Annotated in this window: 18 protein-coding genes; 11 read left to right on the forward strand and 7 right to left on the reverse strand. The window is 56.1% G+C overall.

Annotated features, from left to right (window positions below):
• Nucleotides 1–397: 397 nt before the first annotated feature.
• Nucleotides 398–616, reverse strand: coding sequence for a DUF433 domain-containing protein (locus K9N21_20145; GenBank protein MCF8146225.1), 219 nt, complete (start codon nt 614–616; stop codon nt 398–400).
• A gap of 923 nt (nt 617–1539) precedes the next feature.
• Here K9N21_20145 and recO point away from each other — a divergent pair.
• The 6 genes from recO (at nt 1540) to K9N21_20175 (ending at nt 8870) form a co-directional block, all read left to right on the forward strand.
• Nucleotides 1540–2292 (forward strand): DNA repair protein RecO, encoded by a 753-nt coding sequence (gene recO, locus K9N21_20150; protein MCF8146226.1) that lies wholly within the window; start codon nt 1540–1542, stop codon nt 2290–2292.
• Between the two features lie 346 nt (nt 2293–2638).
• The gene (locus K9N21_20155; protein MCF8146227.1) at nt 2639–2995 is read left to right on the forward strand and encodes a hypothetical protein; all 357 of its coding nucleotides are present in this window, start codon (nt 2639–2641) and stop codon (nt 2993–2995) included.
• A 17-nt stretch (nt 2996–3012) separates the two neighbouring features.
• On the forward strand, nt 3013–3705 hold the full coding sequence (locus tag K9N21_20160) for a vitamin B12 dependent methionine synthase (GenBank protein MCF8146228.1): 693 nt from the start codon (nt 3013–3015) through the stop codon (nt 3703–3705).
• Nucleotides 3706–3707: 2 nt separating this feature from the next.
• On the forward strand, nt 3708–4520 hold the full coding sequence (locus K9N21_20165) for a DUF169 domain-containing protein (protein ID MCF8146229.1): 813 nt from the start codon (nt 3708–3710) through the stop codon (nt 4518–4520).
• A 30-nt stretch (nt 4521–4550) separates the two neighbouring features.
• On the forward strand, nt 4551–7046 hold the full coding sequence (locus tag K9N21_20170; protein MCF8146230.1) for a DUF3536 domain-containing protein: 2496 nt from the start codon (nt 4551–4553) through the stop codon (nt 7044–7046).
• Nucleotides 7047–7661: 615 nt separating this feature from the next.
• On the forward strand, nt 7662–8870 hold the full coding sequence (locus K9N21_20175; protein ID MCF8146231.1) for a response regulator: 1209 nt from the start codon (nt 7662–7664) through the stop codon (nt 8868–8870).
• 97 nt (nt 8871–8967) lie between these two features.
• Here K9N21_20175 and K9N21_20180 read toward each other — a convergent pair whose 3' ends face one another.
• The 3 genes from K9N21_20180 to K9N21_20190 all read right to left on the reverse strand — a co-directional run bounded on the left by K9N21_20180 (nt 8968) and on the right by K9N21_20190 (nt 11812).
• Nucleotides 8968–9741 carry an SDR family oxidoreductase gene (locus K9N21_20180; GenBank protein MCF8146232.1) on the reverse strand — a complete coding sequence of 258 codons (774 nt, stop codon included), beginning with the start codon at nt 9739–9741 and terminating at the stop codon, nt 8968–8970.
• An 89-nt stretch (nt 9742–9830) separates the two neighbouring features.
• Entirely contained in the window at nt 9831–10862 is a 1032-nt protein-coding gene (locus K9N21_20185; GenBank protein MCF8146233.1) for an electron transfer flavoprotein subunit alpha/FixB family protein, read from the reverse strand.
• A gap of 173 nt (nt 10863–11035) precedes the next feature.
• The gene (locus tag K9N21_20190) at nt 11036–11812 is read right to left on the reverse strand and encodes an electron transfer flavoprotein subunit beta/FixA family protein (GenBank protein ID MCF8146234.1); all 777 of its coding nucleotides are present in this window, start codon (nt 11810–11812) and stop codon (nt 11036–11038) included.
• Between the two features lie 437 nt (nt 11813–12249).
• On the opposite strand from K9N21_20190, the gene K9N21_20195 reads away from it, so the two are divergent.
• The 5 genes from K9N21_20195 to tpx all read left to right on the forward strand — a co-directional run bounded on the left by K9N21_20195 (nt 12250) and on the right by tpx (nt 17409).
• Nucleotides 12250–13455 carry an acyl-CoA dehydrogenase family protein gene (locus tag K9N21_20195; GenBank protein ID MCF8146235.1) on the forward strand — a complete coding sequence of 402 codons (1206 nt, stop codon included), beginning with the start codon at nt 12250–12252 and terminating at the stop codon, nt 13453–13455.
• 57 nt (nt 13456–13512) lie between these two features.
• On the forward strand, nt 13513–14223 hold the full coding sequence (locus tag K9N21_20200) for a TetR/AcrR family transcriptional regulator (GenBank protein ID MCF8146236.1): 711 nt from the start codon (nt 13513–13515) through the stop codon (nt 14221–14223).
• A 7-nt stretch (nt 14224–14230) separates the two neighbouring features.
• Nucleotides 14231–15298 carry a phosphotransferase family protein gene (locus tag K9N21_20205; GenBank protein MCF8146237.1) on the forward strand — a complete coding sequence of 356 codons (1068 nt, stop codon included), beginning with the start codon at nt 14231–14233 and terminating at the stop codon, nt 15296–15298.
• A 166-nt stretch (nt 15299–15464) separates the two neighbouring features.
• Nucleotides 15465–16811, forward strand: a complete 1347-nt coding sequence (thiD, locus tag K9N21_20210) for a bifunctional hydroxymethylpyrimidine kinase/phosphomethylpyrimidine kinase (GenBank protein MCF8146238.1) — start codon at nt 15465–15467, stop codon at nt 16809–16811.
• 79 nt (nt 16812–16890) lie between these two features.
• Complete coding sequence (gene tpx / locus K9N21_20215; GenBank protein MCF8146239.1) at nt 16891–17409, forward strand: thiol peroxidase; 519 nt, start codon at nt 16891–16893, stop codon at nt 17407–17409.
• Between the two features lie 377 nt (nt 17410–17786).
• Here the strand turns inward: tpx and hemW are convergent, their stop codons facing one another.
• The 3 genes from hemW to K9N21_20230 form a co-directional block, all read right to left on the reverse strand.
• Nucleotides 17787–18896 (reverse strand): radical SAM family heme chaperone HemW, encoded by a 1110-nt coding sequence (gene hemW, locus K9N21_20220; GenBank protein MCF8146240.1) that lies wholly within the window; start codon nt 18894–18896, stop codon nt 17787–17789.
• Complete coding sequence (lepA, locus tag K9N21_20225) at nt 18897–20699, reverse strand: translation elongation factor 4 (GenBank protein ID MCF8146241.1); 1803 nt, start codon at nt 20697–20699, stop codon at nt 18897–18899.
• A 187-nt stretch (nt 20700–20886) separates the two neighbouring features.
• Nucleotides 20887–22194 (reverse strand): 3-deoxy-D-manno-octulosonic acid transferase, encoded by a 1308-nt coding sequence (locus K9N21_20230; protein MCF8146242.1) that lies wholly within the window; start codon nt 22192–22194, stop codon nt 20887–20889.
• Nucleotides 22195–22203 lie beyond the last annotated feature (9 nt).

Consider the following 22203-nt stretch of genomic DNA (forward strand, 5'->3'; position numbering starts at 1 on the left):
GTGAGAGGCCCTGTATTGTCCCCCACGAGATCCATCATGGTCTCAACGTTGGCTCTCGGGCTCTCTCGCCAAACTTATTAATTTTTATTCATTTTTCTTCTTAACAGGAACAGGACCATGTTTCAAGTATTATATAACGTAGGCACCTTTGTAACTTTGCGGAGTTTTTCGATATTTCTCTTTTTCATTTCAGTGTCTTTCAAATCCTCTTGGCCGATCTCCTTGAAGCCTTTTCAACAAATCAGTCTATAACTGATGTTCTCTTTGAAAGCGAGCCGTTATCTCTCAAAACCCCCCTTCATTCACATGTTTTATCTTCCAGCCCGGACATCTGCTAAGCAGCCAGCCGGCAACAGCCACGGGAATATTCTGGTCCAAGAGTACGTGCAATTCTTTGTCAGGCATTTACGACCTGTTGTTCGTCTACCACCATGGCAGCGTATTCTAATGCAGACTGTATGGATTCCTGGCTGAGTTCAGGATAGGCTTGCAGTATGTCTTCAACCGTGTACCCCCCTGCCACCATCCCGAGGATGTTCTTAACCATGATGCGGGTTCCGCGAATAACGGGCTTTCCTGAACAAATCTCTGGATCTACCACTATGTAATCACTCATGAGTTTCCCTCCATTGGGCTAATAGGGAATCTTTGAACTCTTGTGACATCGGCGATTTTCGCCTTTATCCTGCCAAAATAGTAAGATATTGTCCACGAAAAGCTGAGACGACACTCAACCCGATTCGGAAGCTGCAAATTTGTCGTCACTCATACAATACCCTCTTACCTCAAAACCGGTTCGGATCTCATGCGACTGTGCCTCCTCTGGCCCGTCAGTTGTTCATATGCACAGCTGCAGAACCCTTATACGACGGCAGTTGAAGTTATTTTCTGAAGGCGTTGACTCCAGGGGACTGTGCGGCGTTGGCAAAAAATTATCTTGCGCCATTACCTGGATTTTTTCCAGGAGTCCGATCAAGCCGGCTGCAGGCAATTGTCTCACCATATCACAAATACAATCATCGCGCTGGGATCTCAGTATCGGGTTTCCGGACGGCCCATGTTGATCATTGTTGATCATATTTGCCCTTGCCGCCTATATAGACGTCCAGGTTGTACTGGATTATCTTCATGGCACGTTTCGTGGTTGGGAATCAAGGAAAATGTAGGCCCAGGGCACCTCCGTGTAGAGGGGGCTTACCGGCCCCGGCTCCAATGGATTGGGATAGGCATAACCATTTTCGATCCGTCCGATGGTCGCGGTTCCGGGGATTTCCCCAATCCGCATCCGAATCATTGAGAGATTGAAGGGCGGCAAATGACCTTGCCCGCGGCGCACCCGCATGAACGAGGGTGCCACCGCTTTTGCCGCAGATGGCCATGACGGTATTTCAGGAGCTTGAAGACGCGCATATCCTCTTGATTTTTAATCAGGGGAAAGGCTACTCTGGCCGCATCATCGAATGTGGAGGGTGGATTGCTGAATTCGATATTTAGAGTGGTATCAGGTGAGGGTGGCTTTTTATCGGGAGATATTCTGAGATGACTGCCCATATCTCTCCGGCCATTATTATGCGGACATGGGAATTCGGCGAGAGCGATCTCATGGTCAGCTTCTTTACCGCAGAGAAGGGACGTCTCAAGGGGGTGGCCAAGGGGGCCCGGAAGAGCCGCCAGCGGTTTGCCAATTGCCTGGACCTGTTCTGCCTCACCCGTCTGGAATATGAGCGGAGGAGGGAAGAGGGGATTTATTTTCTCCATTCCGGCAAACTCATGGATGCCTTTCCCGGCCTGAGGTCTGATTTCTCGGCGTTGTCGCTGGCGAGCTACATGATCGAGCTGACGGAAGCCCTGTTCCCGGAAGGGGTCGCCGCGAAGCGGATGTTCCAGCTGCTGCATGCCGCATTCACGGCCGTGGACGAGGAAAAACAGATCGATGCATTCCGCATTCTCTTTGAGGCCAAGGCCATGACCCTGGGGGGTTACGGGATCGATCTCAGCAGGTGTTGCCTTTGCGGAAGAACATATCAGGGGGAAGGGCGGGCCGTTTTTAAACATGACAGAGGGAGCGTTGCCTGCCTCAAATGCGGGCAGGTATCCGCAAACTCTCCCGGTCTGGGGCCGGCGGCGGTAAAGGGGCTGAATGAGATCCAGTCAACCGGTTGGGTCATGTCTCAGGCCCGGGGTTTGAGTGAAGAGATGATCGCCGAGATCAAACCGGTCTTGAAACGTCATATCGCCTATCGCGTCGGGGAGCAGCTGAAATCGGTTGAATATCTCGACGGCCCCTTCTGATGCCCTTGATTCCGCCTAACGTGCACGGCGGGTAAAATCACCCTTGAATCTGCAGCCTGCCTGCTGTAAAAGAATTCTGCAATACAGATGATAGCCATAGGATAGCCTAAGCCGGGCTGACAATCGCAACCATTTGGGCACAGCGATGGGGAGCGCAGATTTCGCCGGCGGGATTATCCCGCTGCCGGCGGTATTGGTTTCGGCCGTTACAATGACCGGCAATACGAATTCTCCGCACCAAATCCCTGAGAGCGGGATCGAAGACACAGATTGCGTACGCGTGGGCTGAATCCAGGGCTTTTCAGGACGTCTCTATTCTACTGGTGTCATAACGGGGGGTCAAGATATGATTCGAAGGTTTCTGAAAGTGGTTGGGTTGGCATCAATGCTTCTATGGGTGCAGATCAACGGCCAGTCTGTTTACGCGCAGCCGCTGGGCATCGGCGCGTCACAGGCAGTGGAACACCCCCCATCCGGGGTCTTATCCGCCCCCAACGGCAGATTTGTTTTCGGCCAGGTTTCGGCTTCGGGCAAGGATCTCTATATGCTGGATAGCGCGACGGGTCGGCTGTGGCGAATCGGAGAGAGCGGGAAAGTGGGGATATTTCTAAAGGCGGTTCCCTATCTTGGTGCAGAAGGGGAGTGTACCTTCCTGCCGGATAACCTTCCGGATCCCGGATCCCGGGAGTCTGAGAAAAAGTGATGCCGGGAAGCTCAAGAATGGAAATCATGGATCCTATTTTGATAACCCTGGATGCCGACGCCATCGGAGAAGAGCTTCAGGTGGGACGCACCGGGGGATGGGACCTGTTCCAATCCGCCTTTGAGATCGTAAGGGACAGTATTGCTGCCAAGGCTGTGTATACCCTCCAATATGTGGAGGCGAGGTCCGATGACGGGGTGGTGATCGACGGCATCTTTTTTAAGAGCCGGATCCTCAGCAAAAACCTTGAACACATCGGCCGTGTCTTCCCTTATGTGACCACCATCGGGACCGCCCTGGAAGAAAGCGCCGACCAGGTGAAGGACCTGCTGGTGAAGTACTATCTGGATATCATCGGAAATATCGCCCTGATCCAGGCGAGGAAACATCTGGAGGAAACGCTGCGATCCAGATTTGCCCTGGATGGCCTGTCATTCATGAGCCCCGGCTCTCTGAAGGACTGGCCCATAGAGCAGCAGAGACCGCTTTTTTCGTCTTTTGACGGCATCGAGAATGCCATCGGCGTGAGATTGACTGAAAATTGTCTCATGATACCAAAAAAATCGGTTTCGGGGATCTATTTCCCTACGGAAACCACCTTTTACAGCTGCCAGTTGTGCCCGCGGGGGAGGTGTGTGGGCAGAAAGGCCGCCTACAGTCAGGAACTGGCAGTGAAATACGGAATCAGCAAAAAGAAGGAGGAGGCATAGGCATGGAGGTATGGGCGAATCTGGATGAAAGGCTGAGGCGGGTGATCACCCCGGGCACGTTTCCGGTAGCCGTGAAGTTCCTGGACAGGGAAGAAGACATCCCGGAGAGGGCGAAAAGACCGCTGCGGGATCTGGGCGTCAAGATGGCCCCCTGCCAGGGGTCTGCCATGGCCCGGCGGTACGGCTGGACAGTGGCTTTTACACGGGAGGATGTGGGATGCGCCATTGCGGCCCATACCTACGGCTGGGAGCGGGTCCCTGATGCCGAAGGGCCAATCCATTTTCTTACGGTGATGAATTATGCAGCCGATGAGACGGCGGCTGCCGAGGTCCTGGAAGGATTCCTGACCCTGGAGATGGACCATGATCCGGTCGTGCTCTATTCTCCCCTGGAACGGACCCGGGTCCCCCCGGATGTGGTTCTTATCTATGTAAATCCGGCCCAGATGATGCGGCTGATTCATGGAACCACCTATCATACGGGCAAACCCATGGAGAGCAGTTTCTCCGGGAGGGCCGCATCGTGCACGGAAGGTGTGCTCGGGGCCTATCTGCATCAGGCGGCCAAGGTGGTCGTGCCCGGCAACGGCGACCGGGTCTGGGCGGCCTGTCAGGATCACGAAATGGTCATGGCGGTGCCCGGGGGACACTTGGCAGGGCTTGTGGAGGGCCTTGAGAAAACGCACCAGACAGGGATCCGCTATCCGATTCCGTCCTATCTCAGATATCAGCCTGAGGTCGGCTTTACCATCCCCCTGTCCGATATCTTCAAGCGGGAAGAGGCGGACAAATTATCCCGGCGAAAGGGTTCCTGATCCGGGTGAAACCGGATGAAGGTATGACGAATGACAAGAGACGATGAAGAAATGAAGAAATCAATGACCCGTCATCAGAAATATCTCTGCATACACGGGCATTTTTATCAGCCGCCCCGGGAAAATCCGTGGCTCAACCGGATTGAATTCCAACCCTCGGCCCTGCCGTATCACGATTGGAATGAGCGGGTTACGCGGGAGTGTTACGGACCGAACACCCGGGCCCGGCTGCTTGGGAAGGAGGGACGGATAAGGGCGCTGCTCAACAACTATGAGTACATGAGCTTCGACTTCGGCCCGACCCTCCTCTCCTGGCTGGAAAAAGCCCACCCATGGATATACAACCAGATCATCACCGCGGACCGTCTCAGCATGGATCGCTGTCAGGGCCACGGAAATGCCCTGGCCCAGGTTTACAACCACATCATCATGCCCCTGGCGTCCCGCCGGGATAAACTGACCCAGATCCGGTGGGGCCTCGCCGATTTTAGACATCGTTTCAAAAGGCCGGCGGAGGGGATGTGGCTGGCTGAAACCGCGGTCGATACCGAGACCTTGAAATTGATGGCGGAAGAGGGCGTAAAATTCACCGTCCTGTCGCCGGATCAGGCATTAATGGTGCGGCCCATCCGGAGATCCGGCAGAGTGGAGCAGTGGAAAGACGTCAAAGGCGGCCGGGTCGACATCACCAGACCCTACCGGGTTCAGCTCGACGGATCCGGCAATAATGCCATGACGGTCTTCTTTTATCATGGGCCCCTCTCACGGGCCGTGGCATACGAACAGCTCCTCGCCTCCGGCGATAAACTCCTGGCCCACATTGAAAGTGCCTTTAACGGGGACGGGGCCGGACCGGAACTGATCAGCCTGGCAACGGACGGAGAGTCCTATGGGCACCATTTCAAATTCGGAGACATGGCATTATCCTGGCTTTTCGATCATTTGAACCAGGGCGACGCCATCACTCTGACCAATTACGCGGCATACCTGGATCGCTTTCCGCCCAAGGATGAGGTTCGGATTGTGGAGAACAGCTCCTGGAGCTGCGCCCACGGTGTGGGAAGGTGGTGCTCGGATTGCGGATGCAATGTCAGCCATACGCCGGGATGGAATCAGGCCTGGAGGGCGCCCCTCCGCCAGGGCCTGGATTGGCTGGCCCGGAAGTTCGCCGCCATATTTGAGGAGAGAGGAAGCCGCCTGTTCAAAGACCCCTGGAAGGCCCGGGATGACTATATCGCCCTCCTGCTGCACCCATCCGCCCAAGACCGGGATCAATTCATCGACCATCAGTCGGGACCATCGCTCGATCCGGCAGAACGAATCCAGGCCCTTCAGCTTCTGGAGTCCCAGCGGATGTCCCTGTTCATGTTCACCAGTTGCGGGTGGTTTTTTGATGAAATCTCCGGCCTGGAGGCAACCCAGGTTCTCAGGTATGCGGCGCGGGGGATCGATCTGGTGAGATCGTGGACCCAAGAGGACCTGGAGTCCCGCCTCATGGAATTCATGGCCCAGGCCCCGAGCAACGACCCGGCCTATGGAAACGGTGCCGGCGTTTACAGGAAAAAAGTGGTCCCGTCCCGCATCGGGCCCTCCCTGGCTACGGCCAACCACGCCCTTGCCGTCTTGGGCTGGGCTTCGGTGACAGCGGCCCGGCCCCGGAAAGATGCGCCCTTTGAGGGGAGGGTGCTTACCCGGAGGGAGAACACGTTTAATGCCCATGGTACGGACGGCATCATCGGAGAGGCAATCGTTATCGAGCCGGGGACCGGCTTTGAGTCGCTCCGGATTTACCTTGCATATCACGATCCTGAAAGGGGCTTTGGCTGTATGGTGGGGAAGTCTCTTCAGATGGGGGACCTGGATCGGATGACCATGGAAATAACAGAGGGCTCTTCTAAAAATGGAGAAGAAGGGATACGGGGGCGCTTTCACCAATATGTCACCGATGTCAGGTCGTACACGATCCAGGATCTGATCCCGGATATGCGCAATGCCCTGGTAAGCGGGATGTTTCAATGGCTGGATCTGCAGATCGGGAAAACCATCGGACGCCGACGGAGCGAGTCCGAGGCGTTCCTCTCCCTCCTTCAGGAGACCGGGGGTCCTCTGCCCGAGGCCCCGAATCACATCCTCAGCATCCTGATCGCCGATGAACTGGGCAAGATCGCCGGGGGCGCAAGGGAAAAGACGGCCATCGACTGGACCTGGCTCGACATCCTGGCGAAAGAGACCGCATTGCAGCAGATTAAATTGAATGACCGATTTATGAAACAGACCACCCAATCGATTCTCGGACATCTGATGGCGACCCTGGCTTCAACTCCCAAGGCGACAGGGATCACAGACATTATCGCATTCCTGGATATGTGCCGGGAGATCGGTGTGGAGCCGGACCTATGGGAGAGTCAGAACGCCTATCATGATCGACATCTGGATCAGACCTTTCGGAAGGCGCTTGATTCGGAAGCCGTCGGGATCTTCGATAAGCTGGGAGAACGGCTGGGATTTGTATCTTCATCGGAATGACGGATCTGCGAAATATCGAGATAAAGATACCTGTAGTAAATAAGGAAAGGCCTCTTTTAAAGAGGCCTTTCCTGTCATTGTGGAATGCCCCTTTGTAACCTCTTGATGTAGCAGTCATTTAAAAGCGTCTCCCATCGACACGACCTCCGATGATCGCCTTTTCATATGTGTTAAAACGTGAAAGGACCGGGAAGTTTCCATACCTTGGAAAAAGCAGTCGATTACAGGATATACCCCATTGTGTCGATCCGGTACGCCTGTTAGAAACGGTTCCCATAAGGAGCTGTTATCCCTAGCCGAACTTGCACTGCCATTTGCCGGGGCACGCTATGACCGAAACCTGTCATCTGAGGGACTGCTCAGGGCCATCCCGTAGGCTCCAGCGGTCGAGCATGAGGCCATCCGGCTCCTCCATGCAGCTGGTCGACCCCTTTGATGATGTAACGGCAGTCAGCGTTTTAGGAGAATTCACCAACCGATTATCTCCTTAGAGATTGGAGGCTCCTGCCCCCGGTCTGAGCTCCGCATCAGTCACGCTGTGAGTAACGATCCGGGAGATCATATTCCCAGCCAAGCTCGGGTTGTCCGGCGGGTGGATACATAGGAGAGGGGGAAATGCATTTGTCCATAACCCAAATGACCGTAGCGGATGCCAACATAGAAATGGCCAAGAGCAAATTAAAAATTCTTTTGGTGGAAGATGATGAGGACGACTATGTTGTCATAAGAGAGCTCCTTTCCAGAGTCCTCACAATGGATGTATCGCTGGTCTGGGTGACCAGATACCGGGAGGCCACAGCGGCACTGGAAGATGGCAGGCATGACCTCTGTCTGCTCGATTATCGGCTCGGGGCCCACGATGGACTGGAATTATTGAATGAGGCCCGGGAAAATGGTTGGAAGACTCCCGTCATCTTCTTGACCGGCCAGGGAGAATACGACGTCGATGTCAGGGCCATGAGGTTAGGGGCGTCGGATTATCTTGTCAAAGATCAGTTGACGACATCGCTCCTTGAACGTTCCCTTCGTTACGCCATGGAGAGAGAAACATCGCGGAAAGCACTGGAAGAGGCGTATGAGAGCCTTGAGGTGCGAGTGCGGGAGAAGACCGCTGATCTGGCCCTGGCCAACATGGAACTGCAGCGGGAATCGGAAAAGGTCAAGCTGTTTGCCTATTCAGTGTATCATGACCTTAAGAACCCTGTCATCGGCGTCTACGGGCTGGCAAAGCGCCTTGTGAAAAATTATGGAGAGACCCTGGATGAAAAGGGACAGGCCTGCTGCAGTCATCTTATGCAGGCGGCCCAACAGATTGCGACCCTTTCAGAAATGATCATTATGTTTATCTCCTCCAAGGAGGCGCCGATGAACATCGAGGAACTGGACCTAAAAGCGGCGCTTCGGTGCATCAGGGAGGAGTTTTCGGAGCGGCTCCGGTTACGTCATATCAAATGGTCGGAACCCGAGGATCCCCCGGTTATTCGTGCAGATGAGGTGTCCGTGGGGAGGGTCTTTAGAAACCTGGTGGACAATGCCTTGAAATACGGGGGAAGCGAGCTCAAAGAGATCAGGGTCGGATTCAGGGAAACCGAACGCTTCCATATCCTATCGGTGAGCGATGACGGTATCGGCATCCGGACGGAGAATCCCGACAGGGTGTTCGGACCCTTCAGGAGGGTCGGGGTTCGGCGGAAGACCGAGGGCCTGGGCCTGGGGCTGGCAATTGTAAAAGAGATTGCAGACAGACATCGTGGAAAGGTCTGGATCGAACCGGGACCACTGGAGGGCGCCAGTATTTGCGTGTCCTTCTCAAAAGAAATTTAGGGACATCGGGGGTTGTTTTGCGGAGATCCGTCCGCGCATCCGATGGAAAAAACACACCTTTCAAGAATCCTGAGGAAGACCACGATATCAGCACCCTCTAGGCAAGAGGATCCGGAAGGTGCCGGGCCCGCAGGCGCTGCATGCCCTGGATCCATCGCTCATAATCGTCGGCTTTGTGTCTGAGATAATCCTTTACCTGAGGATGGGGCAGGATCATGAATTGACCCCGGTCCAGGGCGACGATGAGGTCTTGGGCCACCTGCTCCGCCTCCAGCATGCCATCTAAGGCCGCAATCCCGCCCCCTTCCCGGGTCATGAGAGATCGAACCGCCATGGGACAGATGACCGATACCTGAATCCCCCGATCCCCGTAGTTGATGGCCAGATTCTCGGCCAGGCCCACCGCCGCATGTTTGGTCGCACTGTAGGGTGTCGAGTCGATCTGGTTGAGCAGGCCCGCTGCTGAGGCCGTTATGACAAATCCCCCCGACTTCCGCCGGAGCATTTCCGGGAGGACCGCCCGGGCCGCATACACATGGGACATGACGTTGATCTCCCAGATGCGCTGCCAGTCGGCATTTGAGACCTCTATCAGCCCCATCCTGATGATGCCCGCATTGGAGCAATACAGGTCGACGAAACCGTACTCAGCTTCGGTCTGCCGAACCAGTTCCATAATGTCTTCCTCTTTGGCGACATCGCATTGCACGGCAAGACCGTTGATTTCTCCTGCCAGGGCCTGGGCCCCCTGCAGGTCGATATCAGCCACCACCACGGCCCGGGCACCCTCCCTGGAAAAGCGTCGGCACAGGGCCGCGCCGATGCCGTTGGAACCGCCTGTTACAATAATCACCTTGTCTTTGACCTGCATAAGATAGTCTCCACTTCTATGCCACTGAGGGCCATATCAAAAAATCCATGGTCGTGGCGTTGGTTTTTTGCTCTCCCCTCCTGGATGTCTCATTCTTCTCTTGGACTTCCCGGCACGCCGGATCGCGGGTCTTTGTTGTTGATTCGCCTGACGCAGGCATCTTGGATCAGTGGAATGAACCGGGTGATGTCTTCCACGATACAGATGTCCGCCTCGTTGAATATGGGTGCATGGGGATCACTATTGATGGCAATAACACATCCGGCGCCCCGCATCCCCATCACATGCTGGGAGGCCCCGGAGATGCCGCAGGCGATGTACAGGGCCGGCGCCACAGTGGCCCCGCTGACCCCTACCTGGCGGCTGTAGCCCAGCCACCCGCGATCGCAGATGATGCGGGTGCCGGCCACGGCCGCCTTGGGCAGGCATCCGGCCAACCGGTGAGCCAGTTTGATGTTTTCCTGATTCCCGATGCCGCTGCCTACAGCCACAAGGATGGGTGCGGCCGTGATGTCGGAGACATCGGCCTTAGCGCGACTGGTTCCCAGATAGCGGGTTCTCTCGGACCTGCAGGTCGCGTTTTTTCGGATGACACATCCCGACGATGCTCCCGGCGCGGGCGTAAACTTGAAAACGCCCGGCTGAACCGAGATGATGGTGGTGGCCGTATTGGAAGCGAATAGGCCTTTGATCTTACCGCCGTATACATCTTTTTGAAAACAGATCCGTCCCTGAGACTCGGTGAGACCGTCCACGCCGCAAATGCAGCCGGCGCCGATGCGGGCGGCCACCGCCGGTGTCCATTCCCATCCCTGAGAGGTGTGGGCCGTGCACACAAAGACCGGTTTGGCGGCTGCTATTTCTTCGGCCAGGACAGCGCCATAAGGCTCGCTGACATAGTGGGAAAGCCCGGGGCACTCGATTGCGGTCACCTGGACGCTCCCCTGATGCGCGACCTCCCGGGCCGCCGCGCCCACGTCTTGGCCCAGGATGCAGACACCGAGAGTGCCCGGCCGGAATGCTTGAAGCCTCCGGCCGAATGCAATTAAATCGTATGTTTCCGGGTGCACGCGACCGTCGGTACATATACCGATCACCATAATGTCTACGGATTCCGTCATGTGACTAAATCCTCATGAGCGAGGAATGCCCCCCCAGTGCATGAAAATGGTTCAGTGTGAGCGGCGTTCGCGCCGAGACGGTCGAGGCTGAAAGCCTCTTTGATAAAGAAAGGAGGACCTCCCCCTATTCATGTTTATGGGTGTTCTTTCACAGCTCCGGTGAATTCTCATGATTACAGAAAAGCCTTTTCCTCCAGAATCGCCGCCAGTCGCTCGGCCTTTTCCCGGGTCGAGCCCGTGAGCACCTGTGACGCACGCCTTTTCTCAGGCGCCACGAGGCCGAGACAGTCGATCGAGGCCCCCGCAGGTTCCAGTGCCTCGGTGGAAACGGTTTCCAGGCCCTGTCGATTGGCGCGTAAAAGTCTGGAAAGTGATGGATACCGGGGCCGGTTGATTCCAGGCTGGAGTGTCAGGAGGGCCGGCATCCGGATTTCCAGCATCTCCCGAATGCCGCCTTCGATCTCTCTTTGTATAGACAGCATTGATGGGTCCGAGGCCGGTGTTATGGCAATCACCTGGGTTGCATAAGGGAGGTTCAACCGAGCGGCCAGCATGGGGCCCACCTGCCCGTTCATGCCGTCCTCTGACATGCTGCCGCAGAGTATGAGCCGGTATTCTCTGGGTCGTGCACATTCGGCGATCCAGGAGGCAACGGCCGCAGGGCCCGGATCCGCGTCCGTGGGGGTCCGGAGATGAATGCCGGCGTCAGCCCCCATCCCGATGGGACGTTTGAGCACATCGGCCGCCCGATCAGGACCCACCGTAATCACATCGATACGTCCCCGTGCCATCCTCTCCTTGATGCGCACCGCTTCTTCCACGGCGAATTCATCAAAGTAGTTCAGGCGGAACTCGCCGGAGATCTCCAGCGCCGGCATCCCGGAGGGATTGTTTCTGACCGAAATTCGTTCTATATCGGGAACCTGTTTGACGCAAACGAGAATTTTCATAACCCATGTCGTCCTTCCGGAGTGCCCCCCAATACTACCCGCTATATTTGGCATTTACACGGCTCCCATCGGAGCTGTCAACAAAAAACGAACGAATGTTCGTTATTTTTATTGACTCCGACAAACGATCTGAGTTAGGAATTGAAAAATTGAGCATGGTGCATTCTCTCTTAAATTCCAGGCATTTTGAACTTTGGAACATTATTGCCAGGTTTTCTGTCATGAAAAACAGGAAAATCCGGGTTCATCCGGTTTTTGCATACTTGTGGGTTCCAAAGGCTGGAAATGAGGGAAATGAATGATCCTTCAGCGTTTTCAGACCGATTCCGTCATTCCGGCATGCCGGAATGACGGGACAGCACACAGGCGTTTTGGTTGCGGGCATCCGCGTTAGGCACTTCTCTTTGATAGCGGCGATGCCGCCATAGGAGCGAATTATGGATTTTTCGATTTCAGAAAAGATGCAGGTTATTTTATCCATGATTGATGAGTTCGTCATCAAGGAGTTGATCCCTCTTGAGAAGGATTATCTGGCGGGCAACATGGACGTCTTGATGCAAGCCCTGGAAGAAAAGCGGGGCATGGTCAGACAGATGGAACTCTGGGCCCCGCTCCATCCGGCCGAACTGGGGGGTATGGGGCTTCCCCTCACAGAAAGCGCCCTGGTATTTGAAGCCCTGGGCCGAACCCCCTTGGGGCTGTATGCCTTCGGGTGTCAGGCCCCGGATGCCGGCAACATCGAAATCCTGCACAAATTCGGCACCCCGGAGCAGGTAAACGTGTTCCTGCGGCCCCTGGTGGCGGGCAAGATCCGCAGTTGCTTTTCAATGACCGAGGTGGACATGCCCGGTTCCAACCCGGTGATGATGGATACCACGGCGGTCAAGGACGGAGAAGACTATGTCATCAATGGTCAAAAATGGTATACCTCGTCCGCGGATGGCGCCGGATTTGCCATTGTTATGGCGGTTACGGATCCGGAGGCCCCCCCCTATCTCCGGGCCAGTATGATCATTGTGCCCACCGACACCCCCGGCTTCAACCTGGTGCGCAACATACCGGTGATGGGCCACGCGGGCCAAGGGTATTTCAGCCACGGCGAGATCCTCTATCAGAACTGCCGGGTGCCCCAAAAGAATCTCCTGGGCCAAGAAGGGCATGGATTTGTCATTGCCCAGGACCGGCTAGGCCCAGGCCGCATCCACCATTGCATGCGGTGGATCGGCATCTGCAACCGGGTGTTCGATCTCATGTGCACGCGGGCCCGGGACCGGGTCATTGCGCCCAACCGGAAGCTGGCCGACAGGCAGCTCGTTCAGGCCATGATCGCCGATAGCGCGGCCGAGATCCAGGCCGCACGGCTGATGGTTCTCCATGCGGCCTGGAAAATCGAACAGGTGGGGACCAAAGCGGCCCGCAAGGATATTTCCATGATCAAATTCGTGGTGGCCAATACCATGCAGCGTGTGGTGGATCGAGCCCTGCAGGTCCATGGTGGTCTTGGTATGACCGATGATACCATCATTGCCCACTTTTATGCCCATGAACGCGCCGCACGCATCTATGACGGGGTTGACGAGGTGCATAAGGTCTCGGTGGCCCGTCAGGTCATGAAGACCTACGAAAACAAGACAGTCAGATAGCGGACCGTCTCCGCCTGCTCCTTGGATAACGCACATAATCCTGTGGAACCGATATCGATTGACGATTACCATTGCTTCAAGGCAAAGGTCGGCGCCTTTAAAGATGGCTGCTGTCTGGAGTTATTTGCCGAGCATCCCGATGTGTTCCAGATCAAGAAGGAGAGGACCATATCCAAAAATCTGGAGCGGATCTTTTCTGCGGCCCTGAAAATCAGCAATAAGAAGGGCTTCCATGCCATGAGCATGCGCGATCTGAGCAGAGAAGCCCATTTGAGCATCGGGGCCTTGTACAACTATTTTTCCGGCAAGGAAGAATTGCTGGAGATGATGCAGCGCCATCGCCGCACCATTACCGCACGTATCCTGGCCTCCAATATTGGGGCAGAAAAGGAGCCCCTGGCAAAGCTGCGTACCGCCATCCGGACCCACCTCTATCTGAGCGAGGCCATGCAGCCCTGGTTCTATTTTTCCTATATGGAGGCCAAGAACATCGGCCTGAAGGAACGTCGCGCTGCGGTCCAGGGTGAACTGAACACAGAGCAGATGTTTACCGACATCATTGTTATGGGCCGTGACCAGGGCGTCTTTGTCACGGACAATTGTCAATTGACGGCCAGTCTGATCAAGGCTATGGTTCAGGACTGGTACCTGAAGCGTGCCAAGTATGCCCGGCGCCAGGTGGAGGTGGAGGCATATGCCCGCTTTCTGATCGCCTTTATAGAGAACAGTCTGGTCAACAGAGACCCCGCAACCCAGGATAAGAGGTGAAGTGCTCATGGATCTTATCGATCATCCCACAGATGTCCGCAAGGGCGAGGATCTCAGCCCGGACAGGATTGAAGCATATCTGAAGGAGGTCATGCCGGACCTCAAGGGCCCGGTGGAGGTGCGACAGTATCCCAGCGGGGCCTCCAATCTAACCTACCTCCTTTCTTTTGACAATCGTCGGCTGGTCCTGCGCCGTCCCCCCTTCGGCACCAAGGCCGCCACGGCACACGATATGGGGCGTGAGCACAAGGTCCTTGCGGCTCTCAGCCGGCATTGGGATTATGCCCCCCGCCCCCTGATTTATTGCGAGGACGATGCCGTCATCGGCTCTCCTTTTTATATCATGGATCACCTGCGGGGCATCATTCTGCGCAAAGAGATCCCCGATGGTCTTTTCACGTCTGCGGCCCAGGTACGCCGTTTGTTCGAAAAATTTCTCAATATCCTGCACGAACTCCATTCTCTGGATTATGCGGCCATCGGTCTGCAGGATCTGGGCAGACCGGACGGATATGTGCGGCGGCAGGTGCTGGGATGGAATAAGCGCTATCGGGCGGCCCGCACCCCGGATGTGCCGGACTGTGAGTCCGTTATGGCCTGGCTGGAGGAAAAGATCCCACCTGAAACAGATCGACCGGGGATCATTCACAACGATTACAGGCTTGACAACATTGTCCTTGACCCGGCCGATCCCTTCAGGATCATCGGGGTCCTCGACTGGGAGATGTGCACCATCGGCGATCCCCTCATGGACCTGGGATGCACCCTCGGTTACTGGGTCCAGAAGGACGATCCCGAGGAGCGCCATCTGATTCGCACCATGCCCACCCACATGGACGGGGCCATGACCCGCAGGGAATTCGTGGACCTTTACGGCCGGATTTCCGGCATTCTTATGGACCGGTTTGACTTCTACTACTGCTTCGGCCTGTTTCGGCTGGCCGTGATCATTCAGCAGATCTACTACCGGTTTTATCATGGCCAGACCCAGGACCAGCGGGCCAAGGGCTACGCCAGGGGCGTTCCTGTGCTGGAACGGGCGGCCAAAGCGGTGATCGCCCGGTCGGACCTCTAGGTCTATTTCTGGAGGTCCTTATCTTACAGAAGATATCCAAAAATGTTTCTTACAGAAGAGAACAAAGGGAACGAAGAAGGGGTTGGTGAACGGCTTTTATGGTTGCAGTTCCTTTATTCCAACAGTGAGTAAAACGGATTATGTTCAGAGATTGAAGGGAAATGAAATGAAACGGATTTTGACCATTGCCGGTTCCGATTCCGGGGGCGGTGCGGGCATCCAGGCGGATCTGAAGACCATCACCGTGCTGGGCGGATACGGGATGAGTGCCGTTACGGCCCTCACCGCCCAGAACACCCTGGGCGTTCAGGGGGTGCATCCCGTACCCATTGATTTCATCCAGCTGCAGATGGCATCGGTCCTTTCCGATTACGGCGCCGATGCTGCAAAAACGGGGATGCTGGCGACGCCCGAGATTGTCATGGCCGTGGCCGAATCATTGAAAAAGTACCGGGTGGAGTGCCTGGTGGTGGACCCGGTGATGGTGTCCAAGGGTGGAGATGTGCTTCTGTCTGAAGCGGCACGGGTGGCGGTGAAGGAAGTGCTTCTGCCCATGGCCCGCATGGTAACTCCCAATCTTTCCGAGGCATCCGATTTCTGCGGATTTCCCGTGACGGACCTGGATTCCATGAAAGCGGCGGCCGGAAAGATCCACCAGATGGGATGTCCCTTTGTCCTGGTCAAAGGGGGGCACCTGGAAGGGGATGCCGTGGACCTCCTTTTTGATGGGGAAAATTTTCAGACCTTCAGTGCCCCACGGCTTCACAATCAAAATACTCACGGCACGGGATGCACACTTTCCGCGGCCCTGGCGACATTATTGGCCCAGGGGTTACCAGTTCCCCAGGCGGTGGGGAAGGCCAAGAAATTCACTACCCGCGCCATTGCCCTGGGGCTCGACCTCGGGTCAGGGCATGGTCCCACCAACCATTATGCCCACGTCCTCTTGTGGAAGGAGCGTGAAAATGTGCTACAGGAGCTTCAAGAGGCCCTGGAGCGGTTGCGCGGTCATCCTGTGGGAGGATTGATTCCGGAAGTCCGCTCCAACCTGGCCTATGGATTGCCCGGGGCCATGGACCTGGAGGAGATTGCCGCGGTTCCGGGCCGGATCTCCCAGGTGGGAAAGAGGATTTCGGTCTGCCGCGATCCTGCTTTCGGCGTCTCCCGGCATATGGCCGGGGTGGTGCTGGCCGCCATGAGGAAGGATCCACTCCTCCGGTCCGCCATGAACATCCGTCACTCCGAAAAAATCCTCTCGGTCTGTCAGGACCTGGGGCTTGGTGTGGCTTATTTCGATAGGAGGGAGGAGCCGGAAGACATCAAGGCAAAGGAAGGGTTGACGCTGGAGTGGGGAACCCTTCGGGCCTTGAAGGGGCTTGATCAGGGTGCGGATGTGGTCTATGATCTTGGGGAGAGGGGCAAAGAGCCGATGCTCCGGGTGCTGGGGCGGAACCCCGGAGAGGTTGTGGACAAGGTGCTCAGGATCGGAAAGGCCTGTGAAAGCGCATCGTAAACCGCTTGTCTTGGCGATCGCTACGAGGGATAAGAAGCTGTTTAAAAGAAAAATGACGATTCGACGGGAGGTAAAGGAGATGAGAGAAAGGGCAGGAGCCATAACGTTTAAGGGGAATCCCCTGACCCTGATGGGGAACGATCTGAAGGTGGGTGATGGGGCGCCTGACTGTACGCTGATGGGAAACGATCTATCGGCCGTAAAACTGTCGTCCTACCGGGGGAGGGTGTGCATCCTCGCCGCGGTCCCTTCCCTGGATACGCCGGTGTGCGATATGGAGACCCGGCGGTTCAACCAGGAGGCCGGGGGTCTGGGCGATGTGGCCATCCTGACCATCAGCATGGATCTCCCGTTTGCCCAGGCCAGGTGGTGCGGGGCCGCGGGGGTGGATAAGGTCGTCACCTTGTCCGATCACAAAGACGCGGCCTTCGGAGAGGCCTATGGGGTCTTGATCAAAGAACTGCGGTTGCTGGCCAGGGCCATCTTCGTGGTGGACAGGGAAGGGGTCATCCGGTATATCCAGCTGGTCAAGGAGATGACCGAGGAGCCGGATTATGAATCCGTGCTGGCCGCGGTCAAGAAGGCGACTGCCTCTTGAGAGTATCGCTGGATAAGGCGAACGGTCCCAGAATGTCGTGAGAAAGAGGCGGGATGCGACCATAACCTGCGATTGTGCCTCATAGTCGAATACATGGGAGAAATGGTGGGTAGCATGAAAGAAGAGGTGAGGATATACGGGAAGTCAGGGTGACCGTATACGGCAAATGCCAGGTCGGCATACCCCAATGCGGTCTATGTGGATGTCAAGAAAGACAAGAAAAAGCTGGACGAAATGCTCCGCTTTTCTAAAGGTGCCAGAGAAGTCCCGGTGATTGTTTCAGGCGATCAGGTAACTATTGGCTATGGCGGTACCTGAGGCGTCTGATATTTCATCGGCGATGAGATCTTATGACTGGGGCTTGGGCCCACCATTTGTCACGCAAAGAGGGATAAAGGGAGATGATCGGCCAAGAGGAATCCTTCCTCGGTCGGGATAACCCTTCCTTCCCGGACCTTAACGTATCCGCCCTTCTCCATCCGTGACAGGAGTGCGCCTGAGTCAGGTACAGATAGGATCTGTCTCAGATCAACCCCTTCCCGGGTCCTGAATCCGAGGGCCAGGGATTCGAGCCGCATCTGTTCTTCTGTCAGGGTTTCCCGTCCTTCTATCGGCGGTTTCCCCTTGTCCAGTTCGGCCCCATACCCTCTGACGGACCGGATATTCCACCAGCGGTCGTTCCCATCAAAAGAGTGGGCCGACGGGCCCAGCCCCAGGTAGGGGACATGCTGCCAGTACTTGCGGTTGTGCCGGGAGCAACAGGCCTCGCTCCCGGCATAGTTGGAGACCTCGTAATGGATATATCCGGCCGCCCTCAGGAGTTTAGACGCGGCAACAAAACAGGCCCGGCCGTCCTCCTCGTTCATTGGACGGATGACTCCCTTTTGTTTCAGCCTGTCAAAGACAGTCCCCTTTTCAATGGTCAATTCATAGCAGGAGACATGCTCGGGCGCATATGAGAGGGCGCATTTCAGGGTGTTCGTCCACGCGTCAACGGATTGTCCCGGCAGGCCGTATATCAAATCCACCCCCACATTGTGGAATCCGAAACGCCTGAGGCGTGCCAGTGCCCCCTTTGCGTCCTCTGCGGTATGGCGCCTGCCCAGGAAGGCGAGTGCGCGGTCGTCAAAGGATTGAATCCCCAGATTGATCCGGTTGCACCCCAGGTCTTTCAGCAGACGCACTTTTTTCTCTGAGAGGTCGGAGGGGTTGGCCTCGACAGTGAATTCCGTATCGCCGGCAAAATCAAAGTGGGTGAAGAGATGGTCCACCAGGCCGGAGAAGACCCGGTCATTCAGGAAGGTGGGGGTGCCGCCGCCGAGATAAAGGCTGTCAAATCGATTGAAGCGGCTTTTGTATAAGAGGACTTCCTTTTTAATGCCTTCGAACCAGATGGGCACGGGCGCGGCCGAAGGTATGGAATAAAAGCCGCAGTAGGGGCATTTGCTCCGGCAGAAGGGGACGTGGACATAGAGGCCCGGGGACATTCACGACCCCTTTTTGTCCGTCTTCAGGACCGCCACAAAGGCACTCTGCGGGATGGCGACCGATCCGACCATCTTCATCCGTTTTTTACCCTTTTTCTGCTTTTCAAGAAGTTTACGTTTTCTCGTAATGTCCCCGCCATAGCATTTGGCGGTCACGTCCTTTCTGAAAGGGGAGATGGTGGATCGCGCAATGACCGAACCGCCGATGGCGCCCTGGACGGCGATCTTGAACATATGTCTCGGGATCTCGTCCTTCAGTTTTTCGCAGGCGTGGAGGGCCCTGGGCCGGGCGCTTTCCCTGTAAACAATCTGGGAGAGGGCGTCCACCCGTTCTCCGTTCAGGAGGATGTCCAGCTTCACCAGGTCGCTTTCCCGGTAGTCCAGAAGTTCGTAATCAAACGATCCATATCCCTGGGTGACGGTCTTGAGGCTGTCGTAGAAATCATAGATCACATCGGCCAGGGGCATGTCGAACCGTATCTCAATCCTTCCGGGCGTGGGATAGCTGAATTGCGCGTTCACCCCCCGCCGTTCCAGGCAGAGGTCCATGACGGCCCCCATGTATCGCTCCGGGATCATGATGCTGGCCCGGATGTAAGGCTCCATCCCCTTCACGATGGTGGTGGGATCCGGATAATAGACCGGATTGTCCACGGTAATCTCCTCACCCTTTGACAGAACAAAGCGATACTGGACCGTGGGAGAGGTCATGATGATGGATTGATCATATTCTCTTTCGAGCCTCTCCTGGACAATCTCGAGATGGAGCAGCCCCAGGAATCCGCAGCGAAACCCGAGCCCCAGGGCGGCAGACGAGTCCTTTTGAAAGACCAGCGCGGCATCATTCAGCTTGTATTTTTCAAGTGCATCCGCCAGGGATCGGTAGTCGTCCGACGCCACCGGATAGATAGAGGCAAAGACCACCGGCTTGACCTCTTTAAATCCCGGCAGGGGGGCGGCGGCCGGGTGATTCTCCAGGGTGATGGTGTCCCCGATTCGGACGTCGCTGACGGTCTTTATTCCCGAAATGATGTAGCCGACTTCTCCGGCGGACAACTCCTTTTTGGATTCCCTGTGAAGCCGGAAAAGACCGACCTCCTCCACCTTGTAGGTGGCCCGGTTATGCATGAGCCGTATCTTGTCTCCTGCCCGGAGCTTCCCCGAAAAGACCCTGCAGCTGACGATGGTGCCCCGGAAGGGGTCATAGTGGGCGTCAAAGATGAGGGCCTGAAGAGACCCTTCCGACAGATCGGCCGGAGGAGGGATCTTGTTCACAATGGCTTCCAGCACATCCTTGACGCCGGTCCCCTCCTTGGCCGAGCAGAGGATGGCCTGGTCGGAGTCCAGGCCCAGATCGATTTCAATCTCTTCCTTGACCCGCTCAATGTCGGCTGAGGGGAGGTCGATCTTGTTGATGACCGGGATGATCTCCAGATCGTGCTCCATGGCCGCGTAGGCGTTGGCAACGGTCTGGGCCTCCACGCCCTGTGCCGCATCCACCAAGAGGAGCACTCCCTCGCACGAGGCGAGGGCCCGGGAGACTTCATAGGAGAAATCGACGTGGCCCGGCGTATCGATGAGATTCAGTTCAAATGAACGGCCCCCTGTGTCCACGTAGGGGAGGGTAATGGCCTGACTCTTGATGGTAATCCCCCGTTCCCGCTCGATATCCATGTTGTCCAGGATCTGGTCCCGGAAGTCTCTGTCCTCGACGAGACCGGTCGCCTGGATCAGGCGATCGGCAAGGGTCGATTTTCCGTGGTCGATATGGGCGATAATGCTGAAATTGCGTATGTGATTCATTGAGTGCCTTTCTTACTGGTTTTGAACGAATATATCCATGATGCCGTCTCAAGTCAATGGCAATGTCGTTTTTAGATAATAAGATTTATCAATTATTACAAAGTGATATATTAATAAATTGAGGCAGGGGGAGTGAGATATGAACGTTAAGGCGTGAATCACGGTCAGGATGACCGGCTGCAGGGGATCAAGGGCCTTTGATGAGTCCTGCGATCACCTTCGCATGCTTTGAGGCCGCACCCCGGTTCCTGAGCACCGCCTCTCGGGCACGTTCGCCAAGGCCCTTGGCTTCTTCAGGATGGTCGAAGAGCCACAGGATTTTTTCAATCAGTTCGTCAGGGCTGGAAACCGGTATGCCGGCCCCGGCCGATTCCAGCAGGTCTTTGGCGTCCAGAAAGTCCTCCATGGAAGGGCCGTACAACACGGCTTTTCCCCAGACCGCCGGCTCTAACGGATTCTGTCCCCCCAGGGGCACCAGGCTGGCGCCGCAGAATACAATGGATCCCACGCTGTAAATTTTAAACAGCTCGCCGAACGTGTTTATGATGATGATCTTTTCGGTTCGTCCGGACCTCCCCTCTTCGATTTCGGTCCTTAGTTGGCAGGTCAGGCCCCGGCGGTGAACCATCTCTACGATGTCGCCGGTACGGTTGATATGCCTGGGTACGATGATCAGGATCGTCTCCGGAAACCTTTTCAGTGCCTTCACGTAGGCATCCAGGAGGATCTCCTCTTCTCCCTGCCGCGTACTGCCTGCCACAATCACCTGATGGGATGCATCGAGGTCCAGGGTCTGCCGCATCTCGGTCTCCAGGTGGGCATCCGGGACCCGGGCGAGGAGGTCATACTTGGCATTTCCGTTGACCGCGATGTGACGGGCCGGAGCGCCCAGGGACCGGATGCGGGCCGCATCTTCCTTTGAGATCATGCTGAATGCGTCCACCTTTCTGAGGACGTCCTTAAAGAAGGGGCGCAGTTTGCGATATCCGTTAATGGACCTCACCGAAATTCTGCCGTTGATCAGAGCGGTCGGAATGTCCAGACGCCGTGCCTCTGAAAGCCAGGCCGGCCAGATCTCCGTCTCAAGAAAGACCATAACATCCGGCCTGACCCGGCAGAGGGCGCTTCGGACGCACCCTGCAAAATCCACCGGCGCGTACACCACCGGAATATCGATTTTGAAACGTTCCTCTGCCAGGGCCCGGCCGTGTTCGGTGGTGGTGGAGATGATGATGGCGCATTCGGGCATGATTTCGCGCAGGGCCCCGATGATCGACTCCGCCACTGTGACTTCCCCCAGAGAAACCGCATGGATCCAGATTGTGGGGCCACCTCCCGGCCCAGGATGTGCTTGACGTGAAAGGAGCCCCAGCCGTTCTTTGAAATGACGGCGGTATCGTCCGGTGACGCCGGTATAAATGAGGAAAAAAGGGAGGAGAAAGAGAAACAGGCCTCCAGTTACAAGTATATAGATAGTGTATAACAGACCCATCACCCGGTATCT

This window comes from Deltaproteobacteria bacterium, assembly GCA_021737785.1.
Lineage (GTDB): Bacteria > Desulfobacterota > DSM-4660 > Desulfatiglandales > Desulfatiglandaceae > AUK324.